The sequence below is a fragment of the uncultured Jatrophihabitans sp. genome (assembly GCF_964251945.1).
Lineage (GTDB): Bacteria > Actinomycetota > Actinomycetes > Mycobacteriales > Jatrophihabitantaceae > Jatrophihabitans.
Genome location: NZ_CAXULP010000014.1, coordinates 1 through 22,106, shown reverse-complemented (window position 1 = coordinate 22,106; position 22,106 = coordinate 1). Strand labels below are relative to the sequence as shown.

27 protein-coding genes and 2 tRNA genes are annotated in these 22,106 nt (G+C 69.9%); 6 read left to right on the top strand and 23 right to left on the bottom strand.

The window, feature by feature from the left end; translation table 11 throughout:
* Positions 1-6 precede the first annotated feature (6 nt).
* From ACFFBG_RS17535 to ACFFBG_RS17500, 8 genes are all read right to left on the bottom strand, one after another.
* Positions 7-1,182 carry an MCE family protein gene (locus tag ACFFBG_RS17535; RefSeq protein WP_375480857.1) on the bottom strand — a complete coding sequence of 392 codons (1,176 nt, stop codon included), beginning with the start codon at positions 1,180-1,182 and terminating at the stop codon, positions 7-9.
* A 62-nt stretch (positions 1,183-1,244) separates the two neighbouring features.
* The gene (locus ACFFBG_RS17530; RefSeq protein WP_375480844.1) at positions 1,245-2,459 is read right to left on the bottom strand and encodes an MCE family protein; all 1,215 of its coding nucleotides are present in this window, start codon (positions 2,457-2,459) and stop codon (positions 1,245-1,247) included.
* Positions 2,459-3,526: an MCE family protein gene (locus ACFFBG_RS17525; RefSeq protein WP_375480843.1), complete on the bottom strand. Its 1,068-nt coding sequence runs from the start codon at positions 3,524-3,526 to the stop codon at positions 2,459-2,461. Before ACFFBG_RS17525 ends, ACFFBG_RS17530 begins: the two co-directional genes overlap by 1 nt.
* Positions 3,526-4,572: an MCE family protein gene (locus tag ACFFBG_RS17520; RefSeq protein WP_375480842.1), complete on the bottom strand. Its 1,047-nt coding sequence runs from the start codon at positions 4,570-4,572 to the stop codon at positions 3,526-3,528. The genes ACFFBG_RS17525 and ACFFBG_RS17520 overlap by 1 nt, the downstream gene beginning before the upstream one ends.
* Complete coding sequence (locus ACFFBG_RS17515; protein ID WP_375480841.1) at positions 4,569-5,858, bottom strand: MCE family protein; 1,290 nt, start codon at positions 5,856-5,858, stop codon at positions 4,569-4,571. Before ACFFBG_RS17515 ends, ACFFBG_RS17520 begins: the two co-directional genes overlap by 4 nt.
* Positions 5,859-5,862: 4 nt before the next feature.
* Positions 5,863-6,627: an MlaE family ABC transporter permease gene (locus ACFFBG_RS17510; RefSeq protein WP_375480856.1), complete on the bottom strand. Its 765-nt coding sequence runs from the start codon at positions 6,625-6,627 to the stop codon at positions 5,863-5,865.
* A gap of 112 nt (positions 6,628-6,739) precedes the next feature.
* Positions 6,740-7,516 (bottom strand): MlaE family ABC transporter permease, encoded by a 777-nt coding sequence (locus tag ACFFBG_RS17505; protein ID WP_375480840.1) that lies wholly within the window; start codon positions 7,514-7,516, stop codon positions 6,740-6,742.
* Positions 7,516-8,568: an ABC transporter ATP-binding protein gene (locus tag ACFFBG_RS17500; RefSeq protein ID WP_375480839.1), complete on the bottom strand. Its 1,053-nt coding sequence runs from the start codon at positions 8,566-8,568 to the stop codon at positions 7,516-7,518. The genes ACFFBG_RS17505 and ACFFBG_RS17500 overlap by 1 nt, the downstream gene beginning before the upstream one ends.
* A 354-nt stretch (positions 8,569-8,922) precedes the next feature.
* Between ACFFBG_RS17500 and ACFFBG_RS17495 the strand changes: the two genes are divergently transcribed.
* From ACFFBG_RS17495 to ACFFBG_RS17485, 3 genes are read left to right on the top strand one after another with little or no spacing between them, the layout of a single operon-like run.
* Positions 8,923-9,132 (top strand): hypothetical protein, encoded by a 210-nt coding sequence (locus tag ACFFBG_RS17495; protein WP_375480838.1) that lies wholly within the window; start codon positions 8,923-8,925, stop codon positions 9,130-9,132.
* Positions 9,129-9,914, top strand: a complete 786-nt coding sequence (locus tag ACFFBG_RS17490; protein WP_375480837.1) for a hypothetical protein — start codon at positions 9,129-9,131, stop codon at positions 9,912-9,914. The genes ACFFBG_RS17495 and ACFFBG_RS17490 overlap by 4 nt, the downstream gene beginning before the upstream one ends.
* 5 nt (positions 9,915-9,919) lie before the next feature.
* Positions 9,920-10,939, top strand: coding sequence for an asparaginase (locus ACFFBG_RS17485; protein WP_375480836.1), 1,020 nt, complete (start codon positions 9,920-9,922; stop codon positions 10,937-10,939).
* Between the two features lie 188 nt (positions 10,940-11,127).
* Here the strand turns inward: ACFFBG_RS17485 and rplL are convergent, their stop codons facing one another.
* The 8 genes from rplL to ACFFBG_RS17445 form a co-directional block, all read right to left on the bottom strand.
* On the bottom strand, positions 11,128-11,514 hold the full coding sequence (gene rplL / locus ACFFBG_RS17480; protein WP_375480835.1) for a 50S ribosomal protein L7/L12: 387 nt from the start codon (positions 11,512-11,514) through the stop codon (positions 11,128-11,130).
* 48 nt (positions 11,515-11,562) lie between these two features.
* On the bottom strand, positions 11,563-12,285 hold the full coding sequence (rplJ, locus tag ACFFBG_RS17475; RefSeq protein ID WP_375480834.1) for a 50S ribosomal protein L10: 723 nt from the start codon (positions 12,283-12,285) through the stop codon (positions 11,563-11,565).
* Between the two features lie 269 nt (positions 12,286-12,554).
* Positions 12,555-13,130 carry a DUF6518 family protein gene (locus ACFFBG_RS17470; protein ID WP_375480855.1) on the bottom strand — a complete coding sequence of 192 codons (576 nt, stop codon included), beginning with the start codon at positions 13,128-13,130 and terminating at the stop codon, positions 12,555-12,557.
* 81 nt (positions 13,131-13,211) lie between these two features.
* Positions 13,212-13,931 (bottom strand): 50S ribosomal protein L1, encoded by a 720-nt coding sequence (gene rplA / locus ACFFBG_RS17465; RefSeq protein WP_375480833.1) that lies wholly within the window; start codon positions 13,929-13,931, stop codon positions 13,212-13,214.
* 151 nt (positions 13,932-14,082) lie between these two features.
* Positions 14,083-14,514 carry a 50S ribosomal protein L11 gene (gene rplK, locus ACFFBG_RS17460; RefSeq protein ID WP_375480832.1) on the bottom strand — a complete coding sequence of 144 codons (432 nt, stop codon included), beginning with the start codon at positions 14,512-14,514 and terminating at the stop codon, positions 14,083-14,085.
* Between the two features lie 14 nt (positions 14,515-14,528).
* The gene (gene nusG / locus ACFFBG_RS17455) at positions 14,529-15,470 is read right to left on the bottom strand and encodes a transcription termination/antitermination protein NusG (protein ID WP_375480854.1); all 942 of its coding nucleotides are present in this window, start codon (positions 15,468-15,470) and stop codon (positions 14,529-14,531) included.
* Between the two features lie 60 nt (positions 15,471-15,530).
* Positions 15,531-15,764 carry a preprotein translocase subunit SecE gene (gene secE, locus ACFFBG_RS17450; protein ID WP_375480831.1) on the bottom strand — a complete coding sequence of 78 codons (234 nt, stop codon included), beginning with the start codon at positions 15,762-15,764 and terminating at the stop codon, positions 15,531-15,533.
* Positions 15,765-15,843: 79 nt separating this feature from the next.
* Positions 15,844-15,916: transfer RNA gene (locus tag ACFFBG_RS17445), tRNA-Trp, on the bottom strand.
* Between the two features lie 186 nt (positions 15,917-16,102).
* On the opposite strand from ACFFBG_RS17445, the gene ACFFBG_RS17440 reads away from it, so the two are divergent.
* The 3 genes from ACFFBG_RS17440 to ACFFBG_RS17430 all read left to right on the top strand — a co-directional run bounded on the left by ACFFBG_RS17440 (position 16,103) and on the right by ACFFBG_RS17430 (position 18,049).
* Positions 16,103-16,384, top strand: a complete 282-nt coding sequence (locus tag ACFFBG_RS17440) for a type II toxin-antitoxin system Phd/YefM family antitoxin (protein WP_375480830.1) — start codon at positions 16,103-16,105, stop codon at positions 16,382-16,384.
* Positions 16,381-16,785, top strand: a complete 405-nt coding sequence (locus tag ACFFBG_RS17435; RefSeq protein ID WP_375480829.1) for a type II toxin-antitoxin system VapC family toxin — start codon at positions 16,381-16,383, stop codon at positions 16,783-16,785. Before ACFFBG_RS17440 ends, ACFFBG_RS17435 begins: the two co-directional genes overlap by 4 nt.
* A gap of 73 nt (positions 16,786-16,858) precedes the next feature.
* A complete protein-coding gene (locus ACFFBG_RS17430) occupies positions 16,859-18,049 on the top strand; it encodes a pyridoxal phosphate-dependent aminotransferase (protein WP_375480828.1) in 1,191 nt (396 codons plus the stop codon).
* Between the two features lie 82 nt (positions 18,050-18,131).
* On the opposite strand, the gene ACFFBG_RS17425 is transcribed toward ACFFBG_RS17430, so the two are convergent.
* The 7 genes from ACFFBG_RS17425 to ACFFBG_RS17395 form a co-directional block, all read right to left on the bottom strand.
* A complete protein-coding gene (locus ACFFBG_RS17425) occupies positions 18,132-19,598 on the bottom strand; it encodes a M1 family aminopeptidase (protein ID WP_375480827.1) in 1,467 nt (488 codons plus the stop codon).
* On the bottom strand, positions 19,595-20,014 hold the full coding sequence (locus tag ACFFBG_RS17420) for a MaoC/PaaZ C-terminal domain-containing protein (protein ID WP_375480826.1): 420 nt from the start codon (positions 20,012-20,014) through the stop codon (positions 19,595-19,597). Before ACFFBG_RS17420 ends, ACFFBG_RS17425 begins: the two co-directional genes overlap by 4 nt.
* Positions 20,011-20,460, bottom strand: coding sequence for a MaoC family dehydratase N-terminal domain-containing protein (locus ACFFBG_RS17415; protein ID WP_375480825.1), 450 nt, complete (start codon positions 20,458-20,460; stop codon positions 20,011-20,013). The genes ACFFBG_RS17420 and ACFFBG_RS17415 overlap by 4 nt, the downstream gene beginning before the upstream one ends.
* Positions 20,461-20,559: 99 nt before the next feature.
* Positions 20,560-20,967, bottom strand: coding sequence for a DUF4873 domain-containing protein (locus ACFFBG_RS17410; protein WP_375480824.1), 408 nt, complete (start codon positions 20,965-20,967; stop codon positions 20,560-20,562).
* Positions 20,964-21,635 (bottom strand): TetR/AcrR family transcriptional regulator, encoded by a 672-nt coding sequence (locus ACFFBG_RS17405; RefSeq protein WP_375480823.1) that lies wholly within the window; start codon positions 21,633-21,635, stop codon positions 20,964-20,966. The genes ACFFBG_RS17410 and ACFFBG_RS17405 overlap by 4 nt, the downstream gene beginning before the upstream one ends.
* A gap of 77 nt (positions 21,636-21,712) precedes the next feature.
* A complete protein-coding gene (gene rpmG, locus ACFFBG_RS17400) occupies positions 21,713-21,877 on the bottom strand; it encodes a 50S ribosomal protein L33 (protein ID WP_375480822.1) in 165 nt (54 codons plus the stop codon).
* Between the two features lie 63 nt (positions 21,878-21,940).
* Positions 21,941-22,014: transfer RNA gene (locus ACFFBG_RS17395), tRNA-Met, on the bottom strand.
* Positions 22,015-22,106 lie beyond the last annotated feature (92 nt).

Genomic DNA, 22,106 nt, shown 5'->3' with positions numbered 1-22,106 from the left:
GCGGCGTCACTTCCCGCCGACCAGCATCGAATTCAGCGGCGTCGTCTTCTCGCTGTTGACCTTGAGGCCGCTGAGGATCTGCTTCAGCACCGGCGCGCCGAGCTTCTGCGCGGCGCCGCTGGCGCCGTTCGCGCAGATGCCGAGCAGACCGCACAGCTGGTCGGTGAGGTTCAGGTTGATGTCGGCGGCGAGGTTGGCGTAGTCGCCTTTCACGAACTGCCGGGCGAGGCCGAGCGGGAACGGGAACGTGCCGCCGATCCGCAGCGCCCCCACCAGGTCGCTGCCGGCGGCGGTGAGTTGGGTGACCGCCGGGTCGAGCGTCTTCAACGCGGTGACCAGGCTCTGCTGGGTCGAGGTGACGACCCGGCTGGCGACGTTGCCCAGGTTCGACAGGCTGGTCAGCAGCGTGACCAGCTTCGTGCGTTCCTGGTTGAGCACGTTGAGCGCCCGCGGGAAGTTGTCCAGCGCGTCGGTGAGGATCTTCTTCTGCTTGTTCAGGGTGGCGGCGAGGGTGTTGACGTTCTCGAGCGCGGTGGTGATGTCGTCCTTCTGATTGTCCAACGTGCCGACGAACGTGTTCAGCTGGCTGATGAGGTCGCGGATGGCGGCCTGCTGGGCGCCGTTGCCGAGCGCCTTGTTCAGTTCGGTGGCGATCACCTGAATCTGTCGCAGGCCGCCCTCGTTCAACACCAGCGAGAGTGCGCCGAGCACCTGCTCGGCCTCGTAGGCCGAGCTCGTGCGGCTGATCGGGATCTTGTCGCCGGTCTTGAGCAGCGGCGGGTGCTGACCGTCGGCGAGCGCCGGAAAGTCCTGCTTCTGCTCGGCGGTCGTCGACTGCAGCAGCGCGACGTACTTTTCGCCGAGCAGCGAGGTCTGCAGGACGCTCGCGTGCGCGTCGCTCGCCAGCTGCACCGTGCCGCGCACGCTCATCGTCACCTTTGCGACCCAGCGCCCGCGATCGGTGCCGAGCGAGATCGAGGTGACCTTGCCAACCGGCACGTCGTTGACCTTCACCGCCGACTGCGGCACGAGGTCCAGGACGTCGGCGAATTCCGCGGTCAGGCTGTACGGGTGGTCGCCGAGATCGGCGCCGCCGGGCAGGGGCGCGCTGTACAGGCCGTGGAAGCCGCAGCCGCTGAGGGTGACAGCCGCGCCGAGCACCGCGGGGATCAGCCGTCGCATCCTCACGCGGGGCCCCCGCGGAATCGTGCAGCGCTCTTCAGCGGAGCGATTTCGTGGGGTGTTCATGCGCCTCCCCCGACGATTCCGCCGATGCCGTCAATGGGGGCCCCGCCGGTGCCGATGCCGCCGATCAGGCCCCCGCCGCCGCCGGTGCCGGTGCCGGCGGGAAGCGCGCTGCAGACCGAAGACACGTTGCCGCCCAGTTGAGTGAGACCGGCGACGCCACCCAAGTTGGTTGCCAAGCCCTGGCAGATCTGCGCCAACGTGGCCGTGCCGAGCTGGAGGTTGCCGAGCGAGGCCAGGTTGCTGCGAGTGGCGAGCAGCCCGGGCTGCTCGTCGTAGGAGTGCACGATGTTGGACAGCGCGACCGGCGCGACGGCAAGCGTCTCGTCCAACGACGCCTTTTCCTTGACGAGCGTGCCGGTGATGCTGCGCAGGCCCTGGAAATCGGTGTGGAACTTGCTCGCGTTCGCCTTGACGAAGGTGCTGACGTCGTCCAGGGCGATGCTCAGGTTGTGCAGGGCGCTGCCGAGGTCGCCGCGCTCGCTCGCGAGATCCCCGGCCACCTGTGCAAGCTGGGTGTTGAACAGCCTGATCTGCGCGTCGCTGCCCTTGAGCGTCGTCGTGAACTTCTGCAGGTTGCGCACAGTGGCGAACAGGTCGCCCTTGTTGTCCGCTAGCGTCTGCGCCGCCTGGGACAGCTTCGTGATGCTGTTGCCGAGGGCCGCGCCGTTGCCCTTGAGGTTGGCCGCGGCGACGCCGACCAGCGTGTTCAGCGCCCCGCTCTTCTGGCCGCCCTTGTTCGCGCCCTTCGGCCCGAGGGCCACCGACAGCTTGTTCAGCGCCGCGTAGATGTCGTCGAGCTCGGCCGGCGCGCCGGTGTGCGCCATCGGGATCGTCGCGCCGGACGCCATGACGTCGCCGCCCTTGTAGACGGGCGCGAGCTGGATGTACCGGTCGCTGACCAGCGAGTTCGCCACCTCGACCGCGCCGGCGTTCTTCGGCAGGTGATAGGAGCCGGAGTACTCCATCGTCACCTCGACATAGCCCGGCTTCGGGCTGACCGAGGTCACGTCGCCCACGTTGATGCCGAGGATCTTCACCGGCGTGCCGGGGTAGATGCCGACCGCTGAGGCGAACTGCGCCTTCACCGTCTTCGTGCTCGAGCCGCGGAAGAACGCGTAGTACACCCCGAACGCGACGACGGCGGCGACGACCACCAGCGTGACGCCGCGAGAGGCGAGCTTGGGCAGCCCGCCGAACAGCTTGTTGGCCATCAGTTGCTCCCCACTCCGAGCAGGCCGAGCACGCCGGTGGGGCTGAGGTTCTGCACGTAGTTGTCGAACCAGTGCCCGTTGCCGATCACGTTGTTGAACACCCGGTAGAACGGGCCGAGCAGCGCCAGGCCGCGGTCCAGGCTGTCCTGGTTGTCCTGGAGCACCGTCAGCAGCGAGTCGAGCCGGTCGAGCAATGGGCCGAGGGTCTTCTCGTTGTCCGCGACCAACCCGCGCAGCTGGGCGGACAGCGTCGAGGTGTTGATCAGCAACGAGTGGATGGCGTCGCGCCGGCTGTTGAGTTCGGCCAGCAGCAGGTTGCCGTCGCTCAGCAGCCGGGTGAGGTCCTGATCGCGCGCGGCCAGCGTGCCGGTCACCTTGTTGGCGGCCGACAGCAAGGTCTGCAGCTTCGCGTTCCGCGACGCGATCGTCGTGGACAGCCGAGACAGCCCGTCGACCACCGGGCGCACCGACTTCGGCGTGCCGCTGAAGTCCTGCGCGAGGGTCCGGAACGACTGCGCCAGTGTGGTCGTGTTGATGTTCTCGACCGTGCGGCTCAGCGCCGAGAAGGCGGGGTAGACGTCGAACGGCGAGGTCGTGCGGCTGACCGGGATCGCGTCGCTCGCGTTCTGCGCCTTGGTGCCGCGCGAGTTGATGCTCAGGTACTTGTCGCCGAGCAGCGTTTTCAGCTTGAGGTCGATGGTGCTCTGATTGCCGACCCAGCCGTCCTTGATCGTGAAGACGGCCTTGACCAGCCCCTTGCTGCTGTCCAGCGACACCGACTGCACCTGGCCGGCCTTGACGCCGGCGATCCGCACGTCGTCGTCGGGCTTCAGGCTCGCGTCCTCGGTGAAGTAGGCGGTGTATTGCGTCCCGCCGCCGATCAGCGGCAGCTTCGAGGCGTTGAACGCCGCGATCAGCAGCACGAGCAGGAAGACCAGCCCGATGATGCCGATCGGCAGCGGGTTGCGCGAGGTGAACGACTTGCCGATCTTGGGCGCCTTGCGGGTGGTCAGCGGCTTGTTCGCGTCCGACTCGTGGGGCTGCTCCTGCGTCGAGGTGTCAGTCATCAGTGACACCTCGCCGCAGGATTGGTGCTCGCCGGGATCGTCAGAGTCTTCGGGCCGATCGTCACGCCGCTCGTCGCGGTCGCGGACACCGAGCACAGGTAGAAGTTGAACCACGAGCCGTAGCTGGCGGTGCGGATCAGCGTCGCGACGGTCGGCGGCAGCTGCTGCAGCACGTACTTCAGCGTGCCGCTGCTCTTGTTGATGGTGCCGATGAGGCCCGTCAGGTCGACGATGTCGCGCTTGAGCGGCGCGCGCACCTGGCTCAGCAGATCCGACGTCGACGTGGCCAGCCGATTGATCCCGTCCAGCGCGTTGCCGATGGTGTCGCGGTCGTCGGCCAAGCCGCCGACGAAGTCCTTCAACTGCACGATCAGGTCGCTGAGCTCGGTGTCTCGCTGGCCCACGGCCTGCAGCACGCCGGACAAGTTGTCGATGACCTCGCCGATCACCTGGTCCTTGTCGGCGAGGGCGTTCGTCAGGTCGGCCAGGTTCGCGAGCAGCGTCTCGAAGGCGCCCCCCTCGCCCTGCAGCGTCTGGATGATGCCGAAGGACAGCTTGTTGATCTGGGTGGGGTCCAGGCCCTGGACCAGCGGCTGGAACCCGGCGAACAGCACCGTCAAGTCGACCGCCGGATAGGTCTGCGAGGTGGGCAGCGGATGGGCGGCCGTCAGCATCGGCGACGTCGTGCTCCCCGGGCCCTGCTCGATGTCCAGGTAGCGCTGGCCGACGAGGTTGCGATAGCGCAGGTGGGCGGTCACGTCCGAGGGCAGCGGGCGCGACTTCTGCACCGCGAACGTCACCAGCGCGACGCTGTTGCGCCCGCTCTGCTGCTTGATCGCGATGTCTTCGATGGCGCCGACCCGGACGCCCGCGATGCGCACGTCATCGCCGAGTTCCAGGCCCGAGACATCGGTGAAGTAGGCCTTGTACGTGCTCGTCGAGCCGAAGCTCGCGTTGCTGATCGTCGCGGCGAGAACGTAGGTGGCGACCGCGGTCACGATCAGGAAGATGACCAGCTTGATCAGCGGCGCGATCCAGCCCCTCATTTAATTGCCACCTGTTGGCCGCGCAGCAGAGGGCCGGCCAACAGCGTCGCCGCGCCGGACACCTTGTTCGGCGTCGTGTGCAACTGCGCGGCGATCAACGTGTTGACGTAGGCGTTCTCCTCAGGCGAGTTGATCGCCTTGTTGTCGATGTCGGCAGAGGCGTTTCGGGCGCACGCGTCCGACGTCAGGGGCGCGCCGTCATTGAAGCAGCGGTACTTGCCCGGGATCTGGAACGGCTTGCCCGGGTTCGGCAGGCCGAAGCAGTTCGGGCCCAATCCGGTGACGATCCGCGGCTCCTGGCCCGGTTTGTAGGCGCCCTGGTTGTTGTTGTCCACCGTGAACGTCAGGTGGATCTGATTGTTGTAGATCGCGTTGCCGGCCAGCGAGTACAGCTTGTTGATCCCGCTGAACAGACAGGTGAATTCGGGCGAGTACTCGTCGAGCAGCGAGAAGATCTTGCTGGTCTGCCCGCTGACGGCGATGATCCGCTGCTCGTTGTCGGCGAGGAACCCGCGCAGCACGTTGGAGGTGTCCGAGCCGGTGACGAGCAGGCTGTCGAAACCGGCCTGCTTGGCCACGACCGTGCGCGCGGACGTCTCCAGGTTCTGCAGCGTGGCCAGCAGGTCGGGCGCCGCGTCGTTGTACTCCAGCGACACCTTGCCCAGCTGTTTGAGGTCGTCGACGAACTGCTTGGTGTGCGGGTTCATGACCTTGAGGTACTTGTCGAAGGTCACGAGCGTCTGGCCAAGCTTCGCGCCGCGGTTGTGCAACGCGTCGGCGAGCGCGGTGAGCGTCGCGTTCAGCTGCGCCGGCTGCACGGCGGTGAGCAACGGGTAGAAGTCCGCCAGCACCTTCTGCGCCTCGAGCGCGCCCTTGGAGCGGTCCTGCGGAATGGTGTCGCCAGACTTGATAGCGCCGTCCGAGTGGGCGGGGAGGATCAGCGCCACGTACTGCTCGCCGAACAGGGTCTTCGGCAGGATCTGGGCCTTGACGTTGCTCGGGACGAGCTTGACCTTGTCCGGCTCGAGCTTCAGCTTGACGATTGCGCCGCCGCCCTTGGAGTCGACGGAGGCGACCGAGCCGATGATCTCGCCGCGCACCTTCACGTCGGAGTCGGTCAGCAACTCATTGCCCGTGTGGTCTGCGTGCAGCGTGACGTCGACGGTCGAGGTGAACGCCTTGTTGTAGATCGCGATCGACAGCGACACCAGGCCGACGACGATCGCGATGAACAGCACGCCGTACAGGCGGCGCTTGACGACCTTGATGAAGGGCTCGCGTGGCATCGTCTCAGCCCGCCAGCCGGACGCTCGTGTTCGAGCCCCAGATCGCGAAGGACAGGAAGAAGTCGATGATCGTGACCGCGACGATCGCCAGCCGCACCGCCCGGCCCACCGCGACGCCCACTCCGGCCGGGCCGCCCTTGGCGTTGTAGCCGTAATAGCAGTGCGTCAGGATGATCACGATGGAGAAGACCAGGACCTTGAAGAAGGACCAGATCACGTCCAGCGGCGGCAAGAACAGATGGAAGTAGTGCGAATAGGTGCCAGCCGAGTCCCCGTAGTAGTAGACGACGATCGCGTAGGAGGAGAGGTAGGACGACAGCAGCCCGATCACGTACAGCGGAATCACCGCGACGAAGCCGGCGATGATCCGGGTGGTCACCAGGAACGGCAGGCTGGGCACCGCCATGACCTCGAGCGCGTCGATCTCCTCGCTGATGCGCATCGCGCCGAGCTGGGCGGTGAAGCCGCAGCCGACGGTCGCCGACAGCGCCAGGCCGGCCACGATCGGCGCGATCTCGCGGGTGTTGAAGAACGCGGTGATGAACCCGGTGTACGAGGCGACGCCGAGCTGCTGGAGCGCCGCGTATCCCTGCAGGCCGACCTCGGTGCCGGTGAAGAACGACAGGAACGCGATCACGCCGACGGTGCCGCCGATGACGGCAAGCGAGCCGCTGCCGAAGACGACCTCGGACAGCAGCCGCAGCGTCTCCTTCTTGTAGCGGCGCAGGGTGCGCGGCGACCAGGCCAGCGCGCGGCCGTAGAACGACATCTGCTCGCCGAGCTCGTCGAGCAGGCCGAGCGGCGCGTTGACGGCCTTGCGCGCCGTCGCGATGATGTCCGTGGCCACTAGAGCTGCTCCCCTGGCCTTGACTCCCGAGCCATCAGGAGCCCTTCGCCGGGACGACTTCGAAGTACACGGCCGTGATCACGAAGTTGACCGCGAACAACAGCATGAACGTGATGACGACGGACTGGTTCACCGCGTCGCCCACGCCCTTGGGCCCGCCGCCGACGTTCAGGCCCTTGTAGGCGGCGACGACGCCGGCGATGAGGCCGAAGATGAACGCCTTCAGCTCGCCGGTGTAGAGGTCCGGCAGCTGGGCCAGCGCGGAGAAGCTGGCCAGATACGCGCCAGGCGTGCCGCCTTGCAGCACGACGTTGAAGAAGTACCCCCCGGCCACGCCGACGACGCACACCAGGCCGTTCAGGAAGACCGCGATGAGCACGCAGCCGAGCACCCGGGGCACGACCAGGCGCTGCACCGGCGAGATGCCCAGCACCTCCATGGCGTCGATCTCGTCGCGGATCTTGCGGCTGCCGAGGTCGGCGCAGATCGCCGACCCGCCGGCGCCGGCGATCAGCAGCGCGCACACGATCGGGCTCGCCTCGCGGATGATCGCCAGCACGCTCGCCGAGCCGGTGAAGGACTGCGCGCCGATCTGCCGGGCCAGGGTGCCGAGTTCGAGCGCGATGACCGCGCCGAACGGGATGGCGACCATCATCGTCGGGAAGATCGTCACGCTGGCGATGAACCAGGCCTGCTGGATGAACTCGCGCACCTGGAACGGCCGCTTGAACATCATCCGGATGACGTCGAGGAACAGCGCGAAGAGGCTGCCTGCCTGGCGTACGCCGGCGACCGGGGACAGAGAGACCATCAGCTACGTCCGGAGCCCGCCGTCTCGCGGTCGCCGGAGTCGCGGTCGCGCTCCTCCTCGGCCTCGGACTCCATCAGCTCCTTGATCGCTTTTTGCGCGGGCAGCGGCAGCGTGTGCAGCATCTCGAGGACGCGCTGGCGACGTCGGCCGGCGGCCTTGCGCTCGGGCAGGCCGGGGCTCGGCTGCAGCTGCGGCGGGACGCCCTCGCCACCGCCGCCCTTCGGGCCGGCGGTCTGCGCCGGGCCGTTTTCGTTCATGGCCTTGAGCTCGGCGGCGACCTGAGCGGCGTCCTTCTCCTCGGACATGCCGATGGGGCCCTCGCGGCGGCCGTTGATGAACTGCTTGACCACCGGCTCCTCGCTGGTGAGCAGCACCTCGCGCGGACCGAACATGACGAGTTCGCGGCGGAACAGCATGCCCAGGTTGTCCGGGACGGTGCGGGCGGTGCCGATGTCGTGGGTGACGATGAGGAACGTGGCGTCGGTCTGCGCGTTCAGGTCGATGATCAGCTGGTTGAGGTAGGCGACGCGCACCGGGTCGAGGCCGGAGTCGGGCTCGTCGAACAGGATGATCTCGGGGTTCAGCACGAGTGCGCGGGCCAGGCCGGCGCGCTTGCGCATGCCGCCGGAGATCTCGCCCGGCAGTTTGCCCTCGGCCCCGGCGAGGCCGACCATGTCCATCTTCTCCATGACGATGTCGCGAACCTCGCGCTCGCTCTTCTTGGTGTGCTCGCGCAGCGGGAAGGCGATGTTGTCGAAGAGGTTCATCGAACCGAACAGCGCGCCGTCCTGGAACAGGACGCCGAACAGCTTGCGGGTGTCGTAGAGCTTGGACTCGCTGCACCGGACGATGTCGACGTCGCGGATGACGATCGAGCCCTTGTCCGGCTTCAGCAGGCCGATGAGCGATTTGAGGAACACCGACTTGCCGGTGCCGGACGGGCCGAGCAGCACCGAGACCTCGCCCGGCGGCAGCGTCAGGGTCACGTCGCCCCAGATCACCTGCCGCCCGAACGACTTGGTCAGCTCGTGGACGGCGACTTCCACACCCACGTGCAACCCCCTCGATTCGAGCCTTGCGTGCGGAGCGCGCCCTGGCGGAAACGACCGCGATACCGACCGGTAATGCTGGCGGTGCCCTAGGGTCGCACACTTTGCCCATATGCGCGCGACCTGATGTTCCGGGAACTCGTACCCGCCCGGTGATCGTGGCTCACACGACCTTAAGGCGCAGTTCGGTCACGGGCGCCTGGCTTCCCGCGGGACTCGGAACGAGCCCTGCGCCGGCTGCGCGGCGGCCGGGCGGACGCTGTGCGGGCCGCGTGCGCGGCGGCCGGTCGACACGCTGCCGGCGCTCTTTGCGAGGATGACGCGGCCCGTCCCGACCGTCTCGACCCGAGGAGCAAGATGGCAGCCGACCGCCTTACCGCTGTGCTCGGCGGCCCGCCGGCGGCCGCCTTGGCCGCGCTGCCCGCAGCCGATCAGGACGCGTTCGCCGAGCTGGTCGCCGACGCCCGCGCCCGTCAGGCGTCGGCGCTGGAGGCGGCGTTCGCGCAGACGCTCAAGCACGTGCCGTTCCCGCTGCGCAAGATCGTGCAGAAAGTCCTGCTCGGATGAGCGACAACTCGGCCGAGCTGGTCAAGCTCGCGCGCGCCCTGGACGTGCCGGTCGAACGGTTGGCCATGGTCGACGGGCTGTCGGCTGACGAGCTGCGCGCCGTCCGAGCGCAGATCGGCGAGGCGCTGTTCCAGGCCGATCGGCATCATTTCAGCCGGGTCGCGGCGCTCACCCGGGCTGTGCCGACGAGCGTCAGCGCGAAGCTGACCGAGGCCGTGCTGCCGCCGCTCATCGCGGCGCGTACGGCCGAGCTGCTCGAGCCGAAGAAGGCCGCCGATCTCGTCGCGCGGATCAAGCCCAGCTATCTCGCCGACGTCGCCGCTGTCATGGACCCGGCGCGCAGCCCGGAGGTCGTCGCGGCGATGCCGCCCGAACTCGTCGTGGCGGTCAACGTCGAGCTGATCCGTCGCGAGGACTGGCTGGTGATCGGCGGCTTCGTCGCGCAGGTCAGCGACGCCGCGCTCGCGCTGTCGATCGCGCAACTCGACGGCGAGCAGCTGTTGCGCGTCGGCTATGTCCTCGACGACCTGTCCCGGATGGACGTGATCGGCGGCCTGCTCACCGACGGGCAGATCGACGACGTCCTCGCCGCCGCCGGTCGCCATCAGCTCTGGCCAGAGCTCGCCGAGCTGCTGACGCACATGACGCTGCCACGCGTCGAGCGGATCACGGCCCGGTTGGCGGTCGCGTCGAAGGACGTCCGGGACCCGATCGACGCCGCCGCCGCGGACGGCCTGCTGCCGGCCGACACGGTCGCCGCGCTGCGCTTGCGCGCAGGCTGACCGGCTTGGCCGAGCCGACCGCCGGGCGTGCGCCGAGCCGTGCGCTCGATGGGCTCGGCGCCGCCCTAGCGCCGGTCGTCGTCGAGGTCACCCGCGAGAACGTGGTCGAGTCGCGGCACCGGGCCAGCCTGGTGCTGCTCGACGCCGCGGGCGAGATAACCGTCGAGGCCGGCGCCACGGCCGCCGCGTTCCTGCCGCGTTCGGCGCTCAAGCCGGGGCAGGCGGTGGCAATGGTCGAGGCCGGTTTCCCCGGCCGCGGCGCCGCCCTGGCGCTGGCCGCCGCGAGCCACGACGGCGAGCCGATGCATCTCGCCGGCGTGCGCGCTGTCCTCGCCGCGGCGGGGCTGGCCGAAGAGGCGCTGCAGTGTCCGCCCGACCTGCCGCTCGGCGCGGACGCCGCTCGCGCGTGGCTGCGCGCCGGTGGCGGCCCCGAACGGGTCTGCCACAACTGCTCGGGCAAGCATGCGGCAATGCTCGCGACCTGTGTCGCGGCAGGGTGGCCGACTGCGTCCTACCTGGACCCCGGCCACCCGCTCCAGCTGGCCGCGCGGCAACGCATCGAACAGCTGACCGGCGAGGCGATCGACACGGTAACCGTCGACGGCTGCGGAGCGCCCGCATTCGCGACCTCGCTCGTGGGGCTGGCCCGGCTCGGCGCGGCGATCGCCGACGGGAACGGCGCGCCGGGCGAGGTGCGCGAGGCGATGCGGGCCTTTCCGCAGCTCGTCAGCGGCACCCGGCAGGCCAGCGCCGCCTTCGCCGGCGAGGTTGCCGGCCTGGTCGCCAAGTACGGGGCGGAGGGGGTCTGGGTCGCGGCGTTGCCCGACGGCCGGGCGTTCGCCGCGAAGGTGGAGGACGGCGCGGCGCGCGTGCTGGCCCCGCTGCTCGCGGCGGTGCTGCGGCACTGGGGCTTCGACGGGCCGGCGGTGCGCACGTGGTCGGCCGTGCCCACGCTCGGCGGCGGCCGGCCGATCGGCGAGATCCGCCCGTCTGCCGAGCTGCGCGCCCTGCTGTCGCTCACCTGACCGCCGAACGCGACGCTCCCCCTCCCCCACCCCCACCCCTCGCGAGTTGTCCTCGCCACGTCGGTCTCCAGGCCGACGAAGCGCGGACAACTTGCGAAGGGTGGGTGGGACCGGGCCGCGTGAAAACGGGGCGGCCCGCTGCGCGCGGGCCGCCCCGAATCGGCGGTGCTGGGTTGCGGCAGAGCTGGTTACTTGACGGTGACCGTGGCGCCGGCGCCCTCAAGGGCCGCCTTCGCCTTCTCCGCGCTCTCCTTGTTGACCTTCTCGAGCACGGTCTTCGGCGCGCCGTCGACGAGGTCCTTGGCCTCCTTCAGGCCCAGGCTCGTCAGCGTGCGCACCTCCTTGATGACCTGGATCTTCTTGTCACCGGCGGCCTCGAGGACGACGTCGAACTCGTCCTGTTCGGCGGCTTCCTCGGCCGGGGCGGCCGGACCAGCGGCGGCCGGACCCTGAACGAGCGGGGCAGCGGCGGTGACGTCGAATACCTCTTCGAACTGCTTCACGAACTCGCTGAGTTCGAGGAGGGTGAGCTCCTTGAACGCGTCGATGAGCTCGTCGGTGCTGAGCTTCGCCATGATGGCGTCCTTTCTGTTCAATCGCCGGGAGAGCCGGCTATCGGTTGGTTACTCCGCCGGCTCGGCGGGAGCTTCGGACGAGGCGGCGTCGACCGCCGCCTCGGGTGCCGCTTCTTCGGCGGCGGGGGCGTCGGACCCAGCGGCCTCGGACCCAGCGGTCTCGGAGGTGCTGGATGCGGCCTCGGCGGTGCTGGCGGCGGCCTCGGACCCAGCGGCCTCGGCCGGCGCAGCCGTCGCGCCCTCGGCGGTGCCGGAAGCGGCGGCCGTCTTCTCCTCGAGCGCCTTGGCCAGGCGGGCCAGGTGCGACAACGGCGCCTGGAACAGGGCCGCAGCGCGGGTCGGCAGGGCCTTCAGGCCGCCGGCGACCTTGGCGAGCAGGACCTCGCGGGACTCGAGATCGGCGATGCGGTTGATCTCGCTGGGCGAGAGCTGCTTGCCGTCGAGCACACCGCCCTTGATGACCAGCAGCGGGTTGGCCTTGGCGAAGTCGCGCAGACCTTTCGCTGCCTCGACGGCGTCGCCCTTGACGAACGCGATCGCCGTCGGGCCGGTGAGCAGCTGCTCGTCCAGCGCGACCCCCGCGTCGGCGGCGGCCCGCTTCGTCAGGGTGTTCTTGACGACGGCGTAGGTGGTGTCCCGGCCGAGGGCGCGCCGCAGATCGGTGATCTGCTTGACGGTGAGTCCGCGGTATTCGGTGATGACCGCAGCGGCGGAGCTGGTGAAGTGCTCGGTGAGCTCGCCGACCGCGCTGATCTTCTCGGAGTTCGGCATATGCGACCTCCTCTCGTTCGATCGGGCTGGAAGCCACGCCCACGCAAGAGGAAGAACGCCCCGGCGCAGGGCGCACGGGGCGGGCATGCGCAGAGCGCATGTGCCGTACCGGCCAACCTGCGCGGGCCGCTCCGCCGCTTGCGGAGGCGTTCGGTCGCGTATGCGCACGCGACGACCAGCGGTCTATGGGTGGATCGGTGCCCACGGTACGCGACCGCGCGCGCCGGCCGCAAAACGTGCGCGCCAAGACGCCCGTCGAGCGCTTCGGGTCAGGCCACGCCGTAGGCGAGGTACACCACGATCGCGGCGGCGAGCGCCGCTGCGGCACCGGCTCTCGCCGCCGCCCAGGTCCGGCCGAGCAAGAGCAGGCCGGCGATCGCCGCAACTGCCGCCACGGCGAGTTCCAGCGAGCCCTGCACGTGGTAGCCGAGTCGCAGTAGCGCGTGGGCGCCTTCGCCGGCGACCACTCCGGCAACGGCGGCCACCGCCGCCACCCGGCGTGTGGGCGGCTCGTGCCGGGCCGTCCAGGCGAGCCAACCGACGATCGGGCCGACGACGAGCGCGGCGGCCGTCCACAGCAGGTGCTCCTCGCTCGACGTCGCGATGTGCCGCAGCGGCGAGGCGATGCCGTAGTAGCCGACCACCTCGCCGAGCAGGGCGGCGAGGCCGGCGACGGCGGCTTGGCCACGGCCGCCGCCGGCCGCCGCCGCAAGGACGAACGCGAACGCGAACACGCTCCAGGCCGCGCCCGAGTTCGCTAAAAAGTCCGCCGAGGCGGGCAGCACGCCCTGCAGGTAGGACGTCGCCACGCCGACTGCGAGGCCGGCGACCAGCACGGCCGCCAGCTGCGCAGCAAACGCGCCGCGGCGACCAACACCGCGCTCGGCGAGGCCGGCAGGCCTAACCCGGCGCGCGTGGATGATGGGCTAGACCCCGGTCGCTGCGTCAGCCAGCAGGTTGCGGGTGCGGTTGCTGTCCACCGGGATGCCCGGGCCCATGGTCGTCGAGAAGGTGACCTTCTTCAGGTACCGGCCCTTCGACGACGACGGCTTGGCCCGCAGAATCTCGTCCAGCGCCGCGGAGTAGTTCTCGACCAGCTGCTCCGGCGTGAACGACGACTTGCCGATGACGAGATGCAGGTTGGCCTGCTTGTCCACCCGGAAGCTGATCTTGCCGCCCTTGATGTCGCTGACGGCCTTGCTGACGTCCGGGGTGACTGTCCCGGTCTTCGGGTTCGGCATCAGGCCGCGCGGGCCGAGGACGCGGGCGATCCGGCCGACCTTCGCCATCTGGTCCGGCGTCGCGATCGCGGCGTCGAAGTCCAGGAAGCCGTTGGTGATCTCCTGGATGAGGTCGTCGCTGCCGACCTTGTCCGCGCCGGCCGCGCGGGCCTCGTCGGCCTTGTCGCCGGTGGCGAAGACGATGACCCGGGCGGTCTTGCCGGTGCCGTGCGGGAGGTTGACGGTCCCGCGGACCATCTGGTCTGCCTTGCGCGGGTCGACGCCCAACCGGAGCGCGACCTCGACGGTGCCGTCGAACTTGGTGGGCGAGGTGTCCTTGGCGATGGCGGCCGCCTCGAGCGGGGAGTAAAGGCGACCCTCTTCGAGCTGTTCCGCCGCCTGACGGTAAGCCTTGCTGCGCTTCATGCGCTGTTCTCCTTCGATCAGTGGTCGAACGGTCGGCGGCCTTCGCCGACCTCCCACGCGTGCTGTTTGAACTGTCCGTCTCACAAAGGCTGTCCGCGCCAGAACGGGCTGGCGGGCGCCGACCCGCGGACCACTCGAGGGGGCGGTGCGGTCAGCCCTCGACCGTGATGCCCATCGAGCGGGCGGTGCCGGCGATGATCTTGGCGGCCTGGTCGACGTCGTTGGCGTTGAGGTCTTCCATCTTGGTCTGGGCGATCTCGCGGACCTGCGACATCGTCACCTTGGCGACCTTCTTGGTGTGCGGCTCGCCGCTGCCCTTGTCGACGCCGGCGGCCGCGAGCAGCAGCCGGGCAGCCGGCGGGGTCTTGGTGACGAAGGTGAACGAGCGGTCCTCGAACACCGAGATCTCGACCGGCACGATCTGCCCGCGCTGGGCCTCGGTGGCGGCGTTGTAGGCCTTGCAGAACTCCATGATGTTGACGCCGTGCTGGCCGAGCGCGGGGCCGACCGGCGGCGCGGGGTTGGCCAGGCCCGCCTTGATCTGGAGCTTGATGACGGCGGTGAGTTTCTTCTTCGGAGGCATGAGAAAGCTTTCTTCTAGAGCTTCGACACTTGACTGAAGGACAATTCGACGGGCGTCTCGCGTCCGAAGATCGACACCAGGACGTGCAGCTTCTGGTGCACGGGGTCGATCTCGCTGATCGTGGCGGGCAGCGTCGCGAACGGGCCGTCCATGACGGTGACCGACTCGCCGACCTCGTAGTCCACGAGCGCCACCGGCGCCTTCTCGCCGGCGGCGATCGGCTTTCCGGACAGGACGGCGGCCTGTTTCTTGACTGCTGGGGCGAGGATCTTGACGACCTCGTCCAGGCTCAGTGGCGACGGACGCGAGGTGGCGCCGACGAAGCCGGTGACGCCGGGGGTGTTGCGAACCGCGCCCCACGACTCGTCGTTGAGTTCCATGCGGACGAGGATGTAGCCCGGGAAGACCTTGCGCTGCACCTGCTGGCGCTTGCCGTTCTTGATCTCCACGACGTCTTCGGTCGGCACCTCGACCTGGAAGATGTAGTCCTCCATATCGAGGGAGGAGATCCGGCTCTCGAGGTTGGTCTTCACCTTGTTCTCATAGCCCGCGTAGGAGTGCACGACGTACCAGTCGCCGAACTGGGTGCGCAGCTCGCGGCGCAGCGTTTCCAGCGGGTCTTCGTCCTCGGCGAGCGCGTCCTCGGCGAGCGCGTCCTCGGCGAGCGCGTCCTCAGCCGTGACGTCCGCGGCGAGGTCGTTGCCCGCTGCCTCGGGATCGGCGACGGCGTGATCGGCGTCGGCGCGGTCGACGTCGTCGCCGGGCGCGCCGTCGTTGCCGCCGCCGGGGCCGAGATCGGTGTCGCGGTCGTCAGCGGCGTCAGGCGACGGGTCGCTGTCGTCGGCGCCGAGCAGGCGAGCCGCTTCGGCGACGTCGACTGGGCCGTGCTCGGCGGCGTCGGCGGACTCGCTGGTCGGCTCGCCGGCTTCGAAGGCGGCGTCGGTGTCGGACACGATCACTCTCTCGTTCGTTGCGTTCGTTGCGTGCAGTTCGGACGGGGGCGGGCAGGCCAGCGGTCAGCCGAACACCGACAACACCAGCTTCGCGAAGCCCAGGTCGAGGCCCGCGACGATGGCCACCAGGATCACCACGAACACGATCACGACGATCGAGTAGGTGACGAGTTCGGAGCGCGAGGGCCACAGCACCTTGCGCATCTCCGAGACGCTCTCCCGGACGAACCGGGTGGGCGCGCCGCCCCGGCTGCGCGCGGGCCGCGCCGAGGGCGCGTCGCTGCGGGTGGCCGTCACGAGAATCTCCTTCAACGTCGAGGTGGTGCTGATCTTGCTGGGCAATGCCGTTGGTGCTGGGCGGTGCTTTCGTGCCGGGCAGGGGCGACAGGACTTGAACCTGCAACCGCCGGTTTTGGAGACCGGTGCTCTACCAATTGAGCCACGCCCCTAAGGACTGCGAAGGCCGATCGGACCGGAACGTGCGCATGCTGACGCACGGCCCTGTGGACCCGGCAGGGAGTCTACGTGCTGCGCGCCAGGCCTTCCAACTCGCCAACGAACGACGCCTAGTGCCGGGCCCACCCGGACGCCAGCAGCTGCGCCAGGAAAGTGTACGTCGTTGTACAGTCCCGCACATGACCGCGATGTCCGTTTCCGAGGCGCGCGCCGCGTTGCCCCGTTTACTCGAGCGGGTCGACCAGGGCGAAGAGATCACGATCACTCGACACGGGAGGCCGATTGCCGTTCTGGTCGGTGTTGGCGCGCTCCGTGCCCGGCGCGCCTCGTCGGCGTTCGCGGGCGCGCAACGGCTGCACGAACTCGTGAACGCGGCGGCGGCGGATCCGGGCGGATCGATATCCACGGAGCGAGCCGAAGATCTGATCGACGACATCCGGCGCGGACGCGACGAGAGGTGACCACCGCCTTCGACGCCGACGCGCTCATCTACGCGGCCGCGCCGCAGCATCCGCTCGGCGCCCGAGTTCGCGCATCGCTCGGCGACGCCGATGTTCACGTCGGTTCGGTCCTTCTCCTGCCCGAGGTGCTCGGCAAACCCCTGCGCGAGGGCCGACCAGAAGAGTTGCGCGCGCTCGCGGGCGTCCTCGCCCGGCTCGAGCTACGCGCGGTCGACCGTGCCACGGCCGACCTCGCCGCAGAGTTCGCCGGCCGATACCGGCTGCGCGCTGCAGACGCGACCCACTTGGCAAGCGCCGTCGTATCGGGCGCAGACAGATTCATCACGAACAACCGGCGAGACTTTCCCGCGTCGATCGCTGAGCTCGACGTCGTCTATCCGCCGGATCTGCCACCGGCCTGAGGACGCGAGACGCCGATTCGCGGTGCCACCTCGGCAGGTCAAACCACCGGATGCCGTCTGGGACGATGGCGCCATGGGAGCACGCGTATCCGACCGAATCGCCGCCATCGCCGAATCGGCCACCCTGGCCGTCGACGCCAAGGCCAAGGCGCTGAAGGCCGCCGGCCGCCCGGTCATCGGGTTCGGCGCCGGCGAACCTGATTTCCCGACGCCCGACTACATCGTCGAAGCCGCCGTCGCCGCGGCCAGGGACCCGAAGAACCACCGCTACACCCCGGTCGCCGGGCTGCCTGAGCTGCGCGCGGCCGTCGCCGGCAAGACCAAGCGCGACACCGGCCTGGACGTCGACGCCGCGCAGGTGCTGATCACCAACGGCGGCAAGCAGGCCGTCTACAACGCCTTCGCCGCGCTGCTCGACCCGGGCGACGAGGTGCTGCTCATCGCCCCGTACTGGACGACTTATCCCGAGGCGATCAAGCTCGCCGGCGGCGTCCCGGTCGAGGTCGTCACCGACGAGGCCGCCGGCTACCTGGCGAGCGTCGAGCAGCTCGAGGCGGCCCGGACCGAGCGGACCAAGATCCTGCTGTTCGTCTCGCCGTCCAATCCGACCGGCGCGGTGTACCCGCCCGCGCAGGTCGAGGCCATCGGCGCCTGGGCCCGCGAGCACGACCTGTGGGTCGTCACGGACGAGATCTACGAGCACCTGATCTACGGCGCCGCCGAGATGGTGTCCATCGCGCACAGCGCCGGCGAGAAGGTCGTCGTGCTCAACGGCGTCGCCAAGACCTACGCGATGACGGGCTGGCGGGTCGGCTGGCTGATCGGCCCGGCGGACGTCGTGAAGGCGGCGGCGAACCTGCAGTCACACGCCACGTCCAACGTCAATAACGTGGCCCAGGTCGCCGCGCTGGCGGCGGTGTCCGGCGACCTGTCCGCGGTGGCCGAGATGCGCGCCGTGTACGACCGGCGGCGCCGCACGATCGTGTCGCTGCTGTCCGACATCCCGGGCGTGGTCTGCCCCGAGCCGCTCGGCGCGTTCTACGCCTACCCGCAGGTCAAGGGCCTGCTCGGCGTCGGCTTGCGTGGTCGGACGGCCGCGAGTTCGGCCGAGCTCGCCGAGATCATCCTCGAGGAGGCCGAGGTCGCGGTGGTGCCCGGCGAGGCGTTCGGCACGCCTGGCTACCTGCGGCTGTCCTACGCGCTCGGCGACGAGGACCTCGCCGAGGGCGTAGGCCGGATCGCGAAGCTGGTCGGCGAAGGCTGACCCCTTGACAGTGGTCACTTGCGGCGGTCAGTGGTCGCCGAAACGCGACCACTGACACGCGAAAGTGACCACTGTCAAGTGGTCAGGGCAGGGCGCCGGCTTTGCGCAACACGGCCACCGCGGCCGGCAGCTTTCCCAGCGCCTTCTGCAGGTCGGCGGGTTTCGCGATCCGCCAGGCATTCGCCGCCACGTAGCAGCGCAGCGCCGCGTCGAACTTCGCCGGCCCGGCCGCGGTCCGCGCCGCCTCCAGCGCGGCGGCGCCCTTGTCGTAGGTCGTGGCGTAGTAGCCGCGTTCGTCCGCGCCGTAGGACTCGGTGGACGAACCGACGCGGCCCGGCAGGGCCAGCGCGGCGGGATCCTCGGGCGTGCCGTCGACCAGCTGCTCGGCGTACTGCGCGAAGGCCTCGTCCAGCCAGGGATGCTGCGCCTGCGAGTCGCCGACCATCGCATAGAACCACTGGTGCGCCGTCTCGTGCACCGCGACGAGGCGCGAGCCGTCGAGCATCAGGATCGCCCCCGGGTACTCGATGCCGCCGCCGCTCGCCGGCAGCCGGGCGACCGACAGCGAGGGGAACGGGAAGGGGCCGAACCGAGCCGCCAGCGCGGTGATTGCCCGACGGAATTCGGGCACCAGGTCGTCCCGGAGCGTGTCGTCGGGCGCGCCGAGCCGCAGCCGCACCGCGCCCACCTTGACGTCGGCCACGGCGAACGGCCCGACGGCCACGCTGACGTCGCGCGCCGCGGCGAGGGAGGCGTGCCACGTGCGCGTCGTTCCGGACCGCGTCGGCGTGGCGGGGTCGCCGGACATGATCACCGTGTCCGCGGCGGGCGCGGTCACCGTCAGCGAGGTCTGCATCGCCTCGCTGGTCGCGCTCTCCGCCGGGAAGTCGATCATGTCCTCGGTGTGCCAGCCGTACCCGCGCTCCCAGGCCAGCAGGGGGTGCGCGGAGGCGAACCACGCGAAGCCGCCGGTGCGGCCGAACCGGCCGAAGGACTCCTCGCCGAGCGTGACGGTGAACGTCAGGGCCGCGTGCACCGTCGTCCCGGCGGCGACCGGCGCGGCGAACGGGATGCGCAGCAGCCCGCCCTGCGTGTTCGGCGCGGCGTTGGCCCGGCTGAACACGTACCGGCCGCCGCCGTGGTCGGCCGTCGCGGAGCGCACCACTATCTGGTTGCCCTCGGCGACGCTGGGCGCGGTGTTCGGCGTCAGCCGGAAGACGAGCTCGGTGATCGCCTTGTCCGGCGTGAACGCGATGTGCTCCGTGCCAGTGACCGTCGTCAGCGAAGGGGCAATGCGAAAGTTCAACGACACCCGCGGCCGCTGCGGGTCCGGCGGGAGGTAGGACGGCGGGCAGGTGGCGGCCGGGGTCGCCGACGGCTTGCCGGGCAGTAGCACGTTGGACGGGCCGAGGGTCGGCGCATAGTCGCTGACCTCGCCGTGCCCGCTGGTGTGGATCGTGCAGGCCGCCAGCCCGAGCGCCGCGGCGAGCAGCGCCGCCGCGCGGGCCGGCCGCGTGGCCCGCCGACGCGGCCCGGCGGGCGCGGTCACCTTCCGGTTGGCGGCCGGACGACCGCCCGGGCCTTCGCGAGCACGGTCTTGCCGTCGACCGTCGCGGTCAGCTCGACGTGCGCCCGGCCGGCGTCGTCGACCTCGGTGACGCTGCCGCCGACGGTGATGACCGCCGACCCCGGGTCCGGGACGACGACCGGGCGGGTGAACCGCACGCCGTACTCGACCACAGCGCCCGGGTCGCCGGCCCAGTCCGTGACGACCCGGATCGCGGTCGCCATCGTGAACATGCCGTGGGCGATGACGTTCGGGAGCCCGAACGACGTGGCGTACCGCTCGTTCCAGTGAATCGGGTTGAAGTCGCCCGACGCGCCCGCGTACCGGACGAGGTCGGCGCGCTCGGCCGGGAAGTCCTGGCTGGGCAGCGCGTCGCCGACGGCGAACCCGGCGCTCACTTGTCCGGCCCCCGGACGACGGTGATGGAGTACGCGGTGACCACCAGCTCGCCGTCCACGGAGCGGACCTGCGCGCGGGTCGTGATCAGGTCGTTGCCGGCAGCCTGCCGGATCTCCTCGACCCGGACGGCCACCTGCAGCAGGTCGCCGGCGCAGACCGGCCGCTCGTGCACGAACCGCTGCTCGCCGTGCACGACCCGGCCGTAGTCGATGCCGGCCTCGGGGTCCATGAGCAGCTCGTGGCCGGCCGTCAGGGTCAGCACGATCGGGAACGTCGGCGGCGCGACGACGTCCGGGTGGCCGAGGGAACGCGCGGCCGCCGCCGACCGGTATGCCGGGTTCGGGTCGTTGATCGCGTCGGCGAACTCGGCGATCTTCTCCCGGCTCACCCGGTACGGGGCCGTCGGCGGGTACTCGCGGCCCACGAAGGACTGGTTGACGGGCATGCGCGCGAGGCTATGCCATGCCGTCGGCGCCGCGGCTGAACCCAGCCTCGAGGGGGCACGCCGGCGAACAGCCGACGTGCCCCCGCGAGACCGTCTGGCTCACCCCTCGTCCAGGACGGTGTCGAGCACCGGGAACGGCGTCGCGCCGAGCCCGGCGACACGCGGACGGCCCCACGGGTCGACGTCGCTGAGCGTGGTCGCCACCTCGGCGTGCGGGGTGCGCAGCCGCAGCGTGCGCGCGCCGCCCGCGACGAGTTCGGCGACGTCGGCCGAGGCCGTCACGCGCCCGTACCAGCTGTACTTGCCGCTGATCGGGTCGAAGTGCCCGCGCAGCGTCACCTCGACGGCGACGACGCGCTCGCCGTCGAGCAGCTCGGCCGGCCCGTCATAGCCGTCGCCGTCATAGCCGTCGCCGTCATAGCCGTCGCCGTCATAGCCGTCGCCGTCATAGCCGTCGTCGTCGTCGCCGTCGTAGCCGTCGTCGTCCTGGCCGAGATCGTCAGTCATCGGGCTGCCTCTCCGTCTGCCACTCGGCCTGCGCCAGCGGCGGTGAGCGCGCCGAGCGGGAGCGGGTCGTCGTAGCCGATCTCGATGCCGTGCTCGCGCGCGGTGCCCTCGAGAAAGTGCCACACGCCGCTCGAGACGATCTGGATGCAGCGTTCGCGCGACATCGTGCGGTGCTCAAGCCACCAACCGCCGGTGGCCTCGACGAAGCCGACGATGCCGTGGGCGCCGGGCTCGGCGCGCGCGTCGTCGATGCCGAAGATCATGATGACCGACTTGAGCAACGCCGCGACGCTGGCGGCCAGCGTGTTCTCCACCGAATCCAGCGAGCCGTCGCGGCGCAAGCGCAAGAAGCGGTACAGGTTGGGATGGTCGTCGAGCCAGCCGATGATCACGCCGATCGTCGCGACGATGACCTGCCGCGGGGTGCTGCGCTCATCGATGGCGAGCGTGGGCAGCACCTGGCCGACGACGTCTCGCACAATGTGCTCGGCGATGGCCGAGCGCAGGTCCTCGCGGTCGCGGAAGTAGCGATAGAGGACGGTCCGGCTGACGCCGGCGGCGTCGGCGATCTGCTCGGCGCTGGCGCCGGGGCCGTGCTCGTCGACCGCGGCGACGGCGGCTTGGACGAACGCCACGCGCCGGCGCGCGCGATGCTCGCTCCAGCGCACCCGGCGCCCGTCCACCGCGCGGTCTGACTCAGCGGCGGGCTCGTCTGCCGTGGGCAGCCCTGGGGTGCGGGCGCCGCTCAGCGGGTCTCGCGGTGCTCGGTGTGCTTGCCGCAGTTGGGGCAGAACTTTTGCAGCGACAGCCGGTCGGGGTCGTTGCGGCGGTTCTTGTTGGTGATGTAGTTGCGGTGCTTGCACACCTGGCAGGCCAAAGTGATCTTCGGCCGGACGTCGGTGGCTGCCACGGTATTGCCTCTTTCGGTTGCTCTCGAGAACTGCGATGAAGATCCGGGACGTCTCCCGGGTCGTAGCGAGGGCCGGATTCGAACCGGCGACATAGCGATTATGAGCCGCTTGCTCTGCCAGACTGAGCTACCCCGCCGCGGTTGACCAGCGTCGGCGTTGACCAGCGTCGGCCGGAGCCCCCTTACGGAATCGAACCGTAGACCTTCTCCTTACCATGGAGACGCTCTG

Coding starts and splice junctions, on each gene's coding strand:
- ACFFBG_RS17510 (WP_375480856.1), bottom strand. CDS start 6,627: ATGTCGTTCTACGGCCGCGCGCTGGCCTGGTCGCCGCGCACCCTGCGC.
- ACFFBG_RS17440 (WP_375480830.1), top strand. CDS start 16,103: ATGACCGCGATGTCCGTTTCCGAGGCGCGCGCCGCGTTGCCCCGTTTA.
- ACFFBG_RS17530 (WP_375480844.1), bottom strand. CDS start 2,459: ATGGCCAACAAGCTGTTCGGCGGGCTGCCCAAGCTCGCCTCTCGCGGC.
- rplA (WP_375480833.1), bottom strand. CDS start 13,931: ATGAAGCGCAGCAAGGCTTACCGTCAGGCGGCGGAACAGCTCGAAGAG.
- ACFFBG_RS17415 (WP_375480825.1), bottom strand. CDS start 20,460: ATGCCCGTCAACCAGTCCTTCGTGGGCCGCGAGTACCCGCCGACGGCC.
- rplK (WP_375480832.1), bottom strand. CDS start 14,514: ATGCCTCCGAAGAAGAAACTCACCGCCGTCATCAAGCTCCAGATCAAG.
- ACFFBG_RS17495 (WP_375480838.1), top strand. CDS start 8,923: ATGGCAGCCGACCGCCTTACCGCTGTGCTCGGCGGCCCGCCGGCGGCC.
- ACFFBG_RS17430 (WP_375480828.1), top strand. CDS start 16,859: ATGGGAGCACGCGTATCCGACCGAATCGCCGCCATCGCCGAATCGGCC.
- rplJ (WP_375480834.1), bottom strand. CDS start 12,285: ATGCCGAACTCCGAGAAGATCAGCGCGGTCGGCGAGCTCACCGAGCAC.
- rplL (WP_375480835.1), bottom strand. CDS start 11,514: ATGGCGAAGCTCAGCACCGACGAGCTCATCGACGCGTTCAAGGAGCTC.
- ACFFBG_RS17505 (WP_375480840.1), bottom strand. CDS start 7,516: ATGGTCTCTCTGTCCCCGGTCGCCGGCGTACGCCAGGCAGGCAGCCTC.
- ACFFBG_RS17525 (WP_375480843.1), bottom strand. CDS start 3,526: ATGACTGACACCTCGACGCAGGAGCAGCCCCACGAGTCGGACGCGAAC.
- ACFFBG_RS17520 (WP_375480842.1), bottom strand. CDS start 4,572: ATGAGGGGCTGGATCGCGCCGCTGATCAAGCTGGTCATCTTCCTGATC.
- ACFFBG_RS17535 (WP_375480857.1), bottom strand. CDS start 1,182: ATGCGACGGCTGATCCCCGCGGTGCTCGGCGCGGCTGTCACCCTCAGC.
- ACFFBG_RS17490 (WP_375480837.1), top strand. CDS start 9,129: ATGAGCGACAACTCGGCCGAGCTGGTCAAGCTCGCGCGCGCCCTGGAC.
- ACFFBG_RS17410 (WP_375480824.1), bottom strand. CDS start 20,967: ATGACTGACGATCTCGGCCAGGACGACGACGGCTACGACGGCGACGAC.
- ACFFBG_RS17515 (WP_375480841.1), bottom strand. CDS start 5,858: ATGCCACGCGAGCCCTTCATCAAGGTCGTCAAGCGCCGCCTGTACGGC.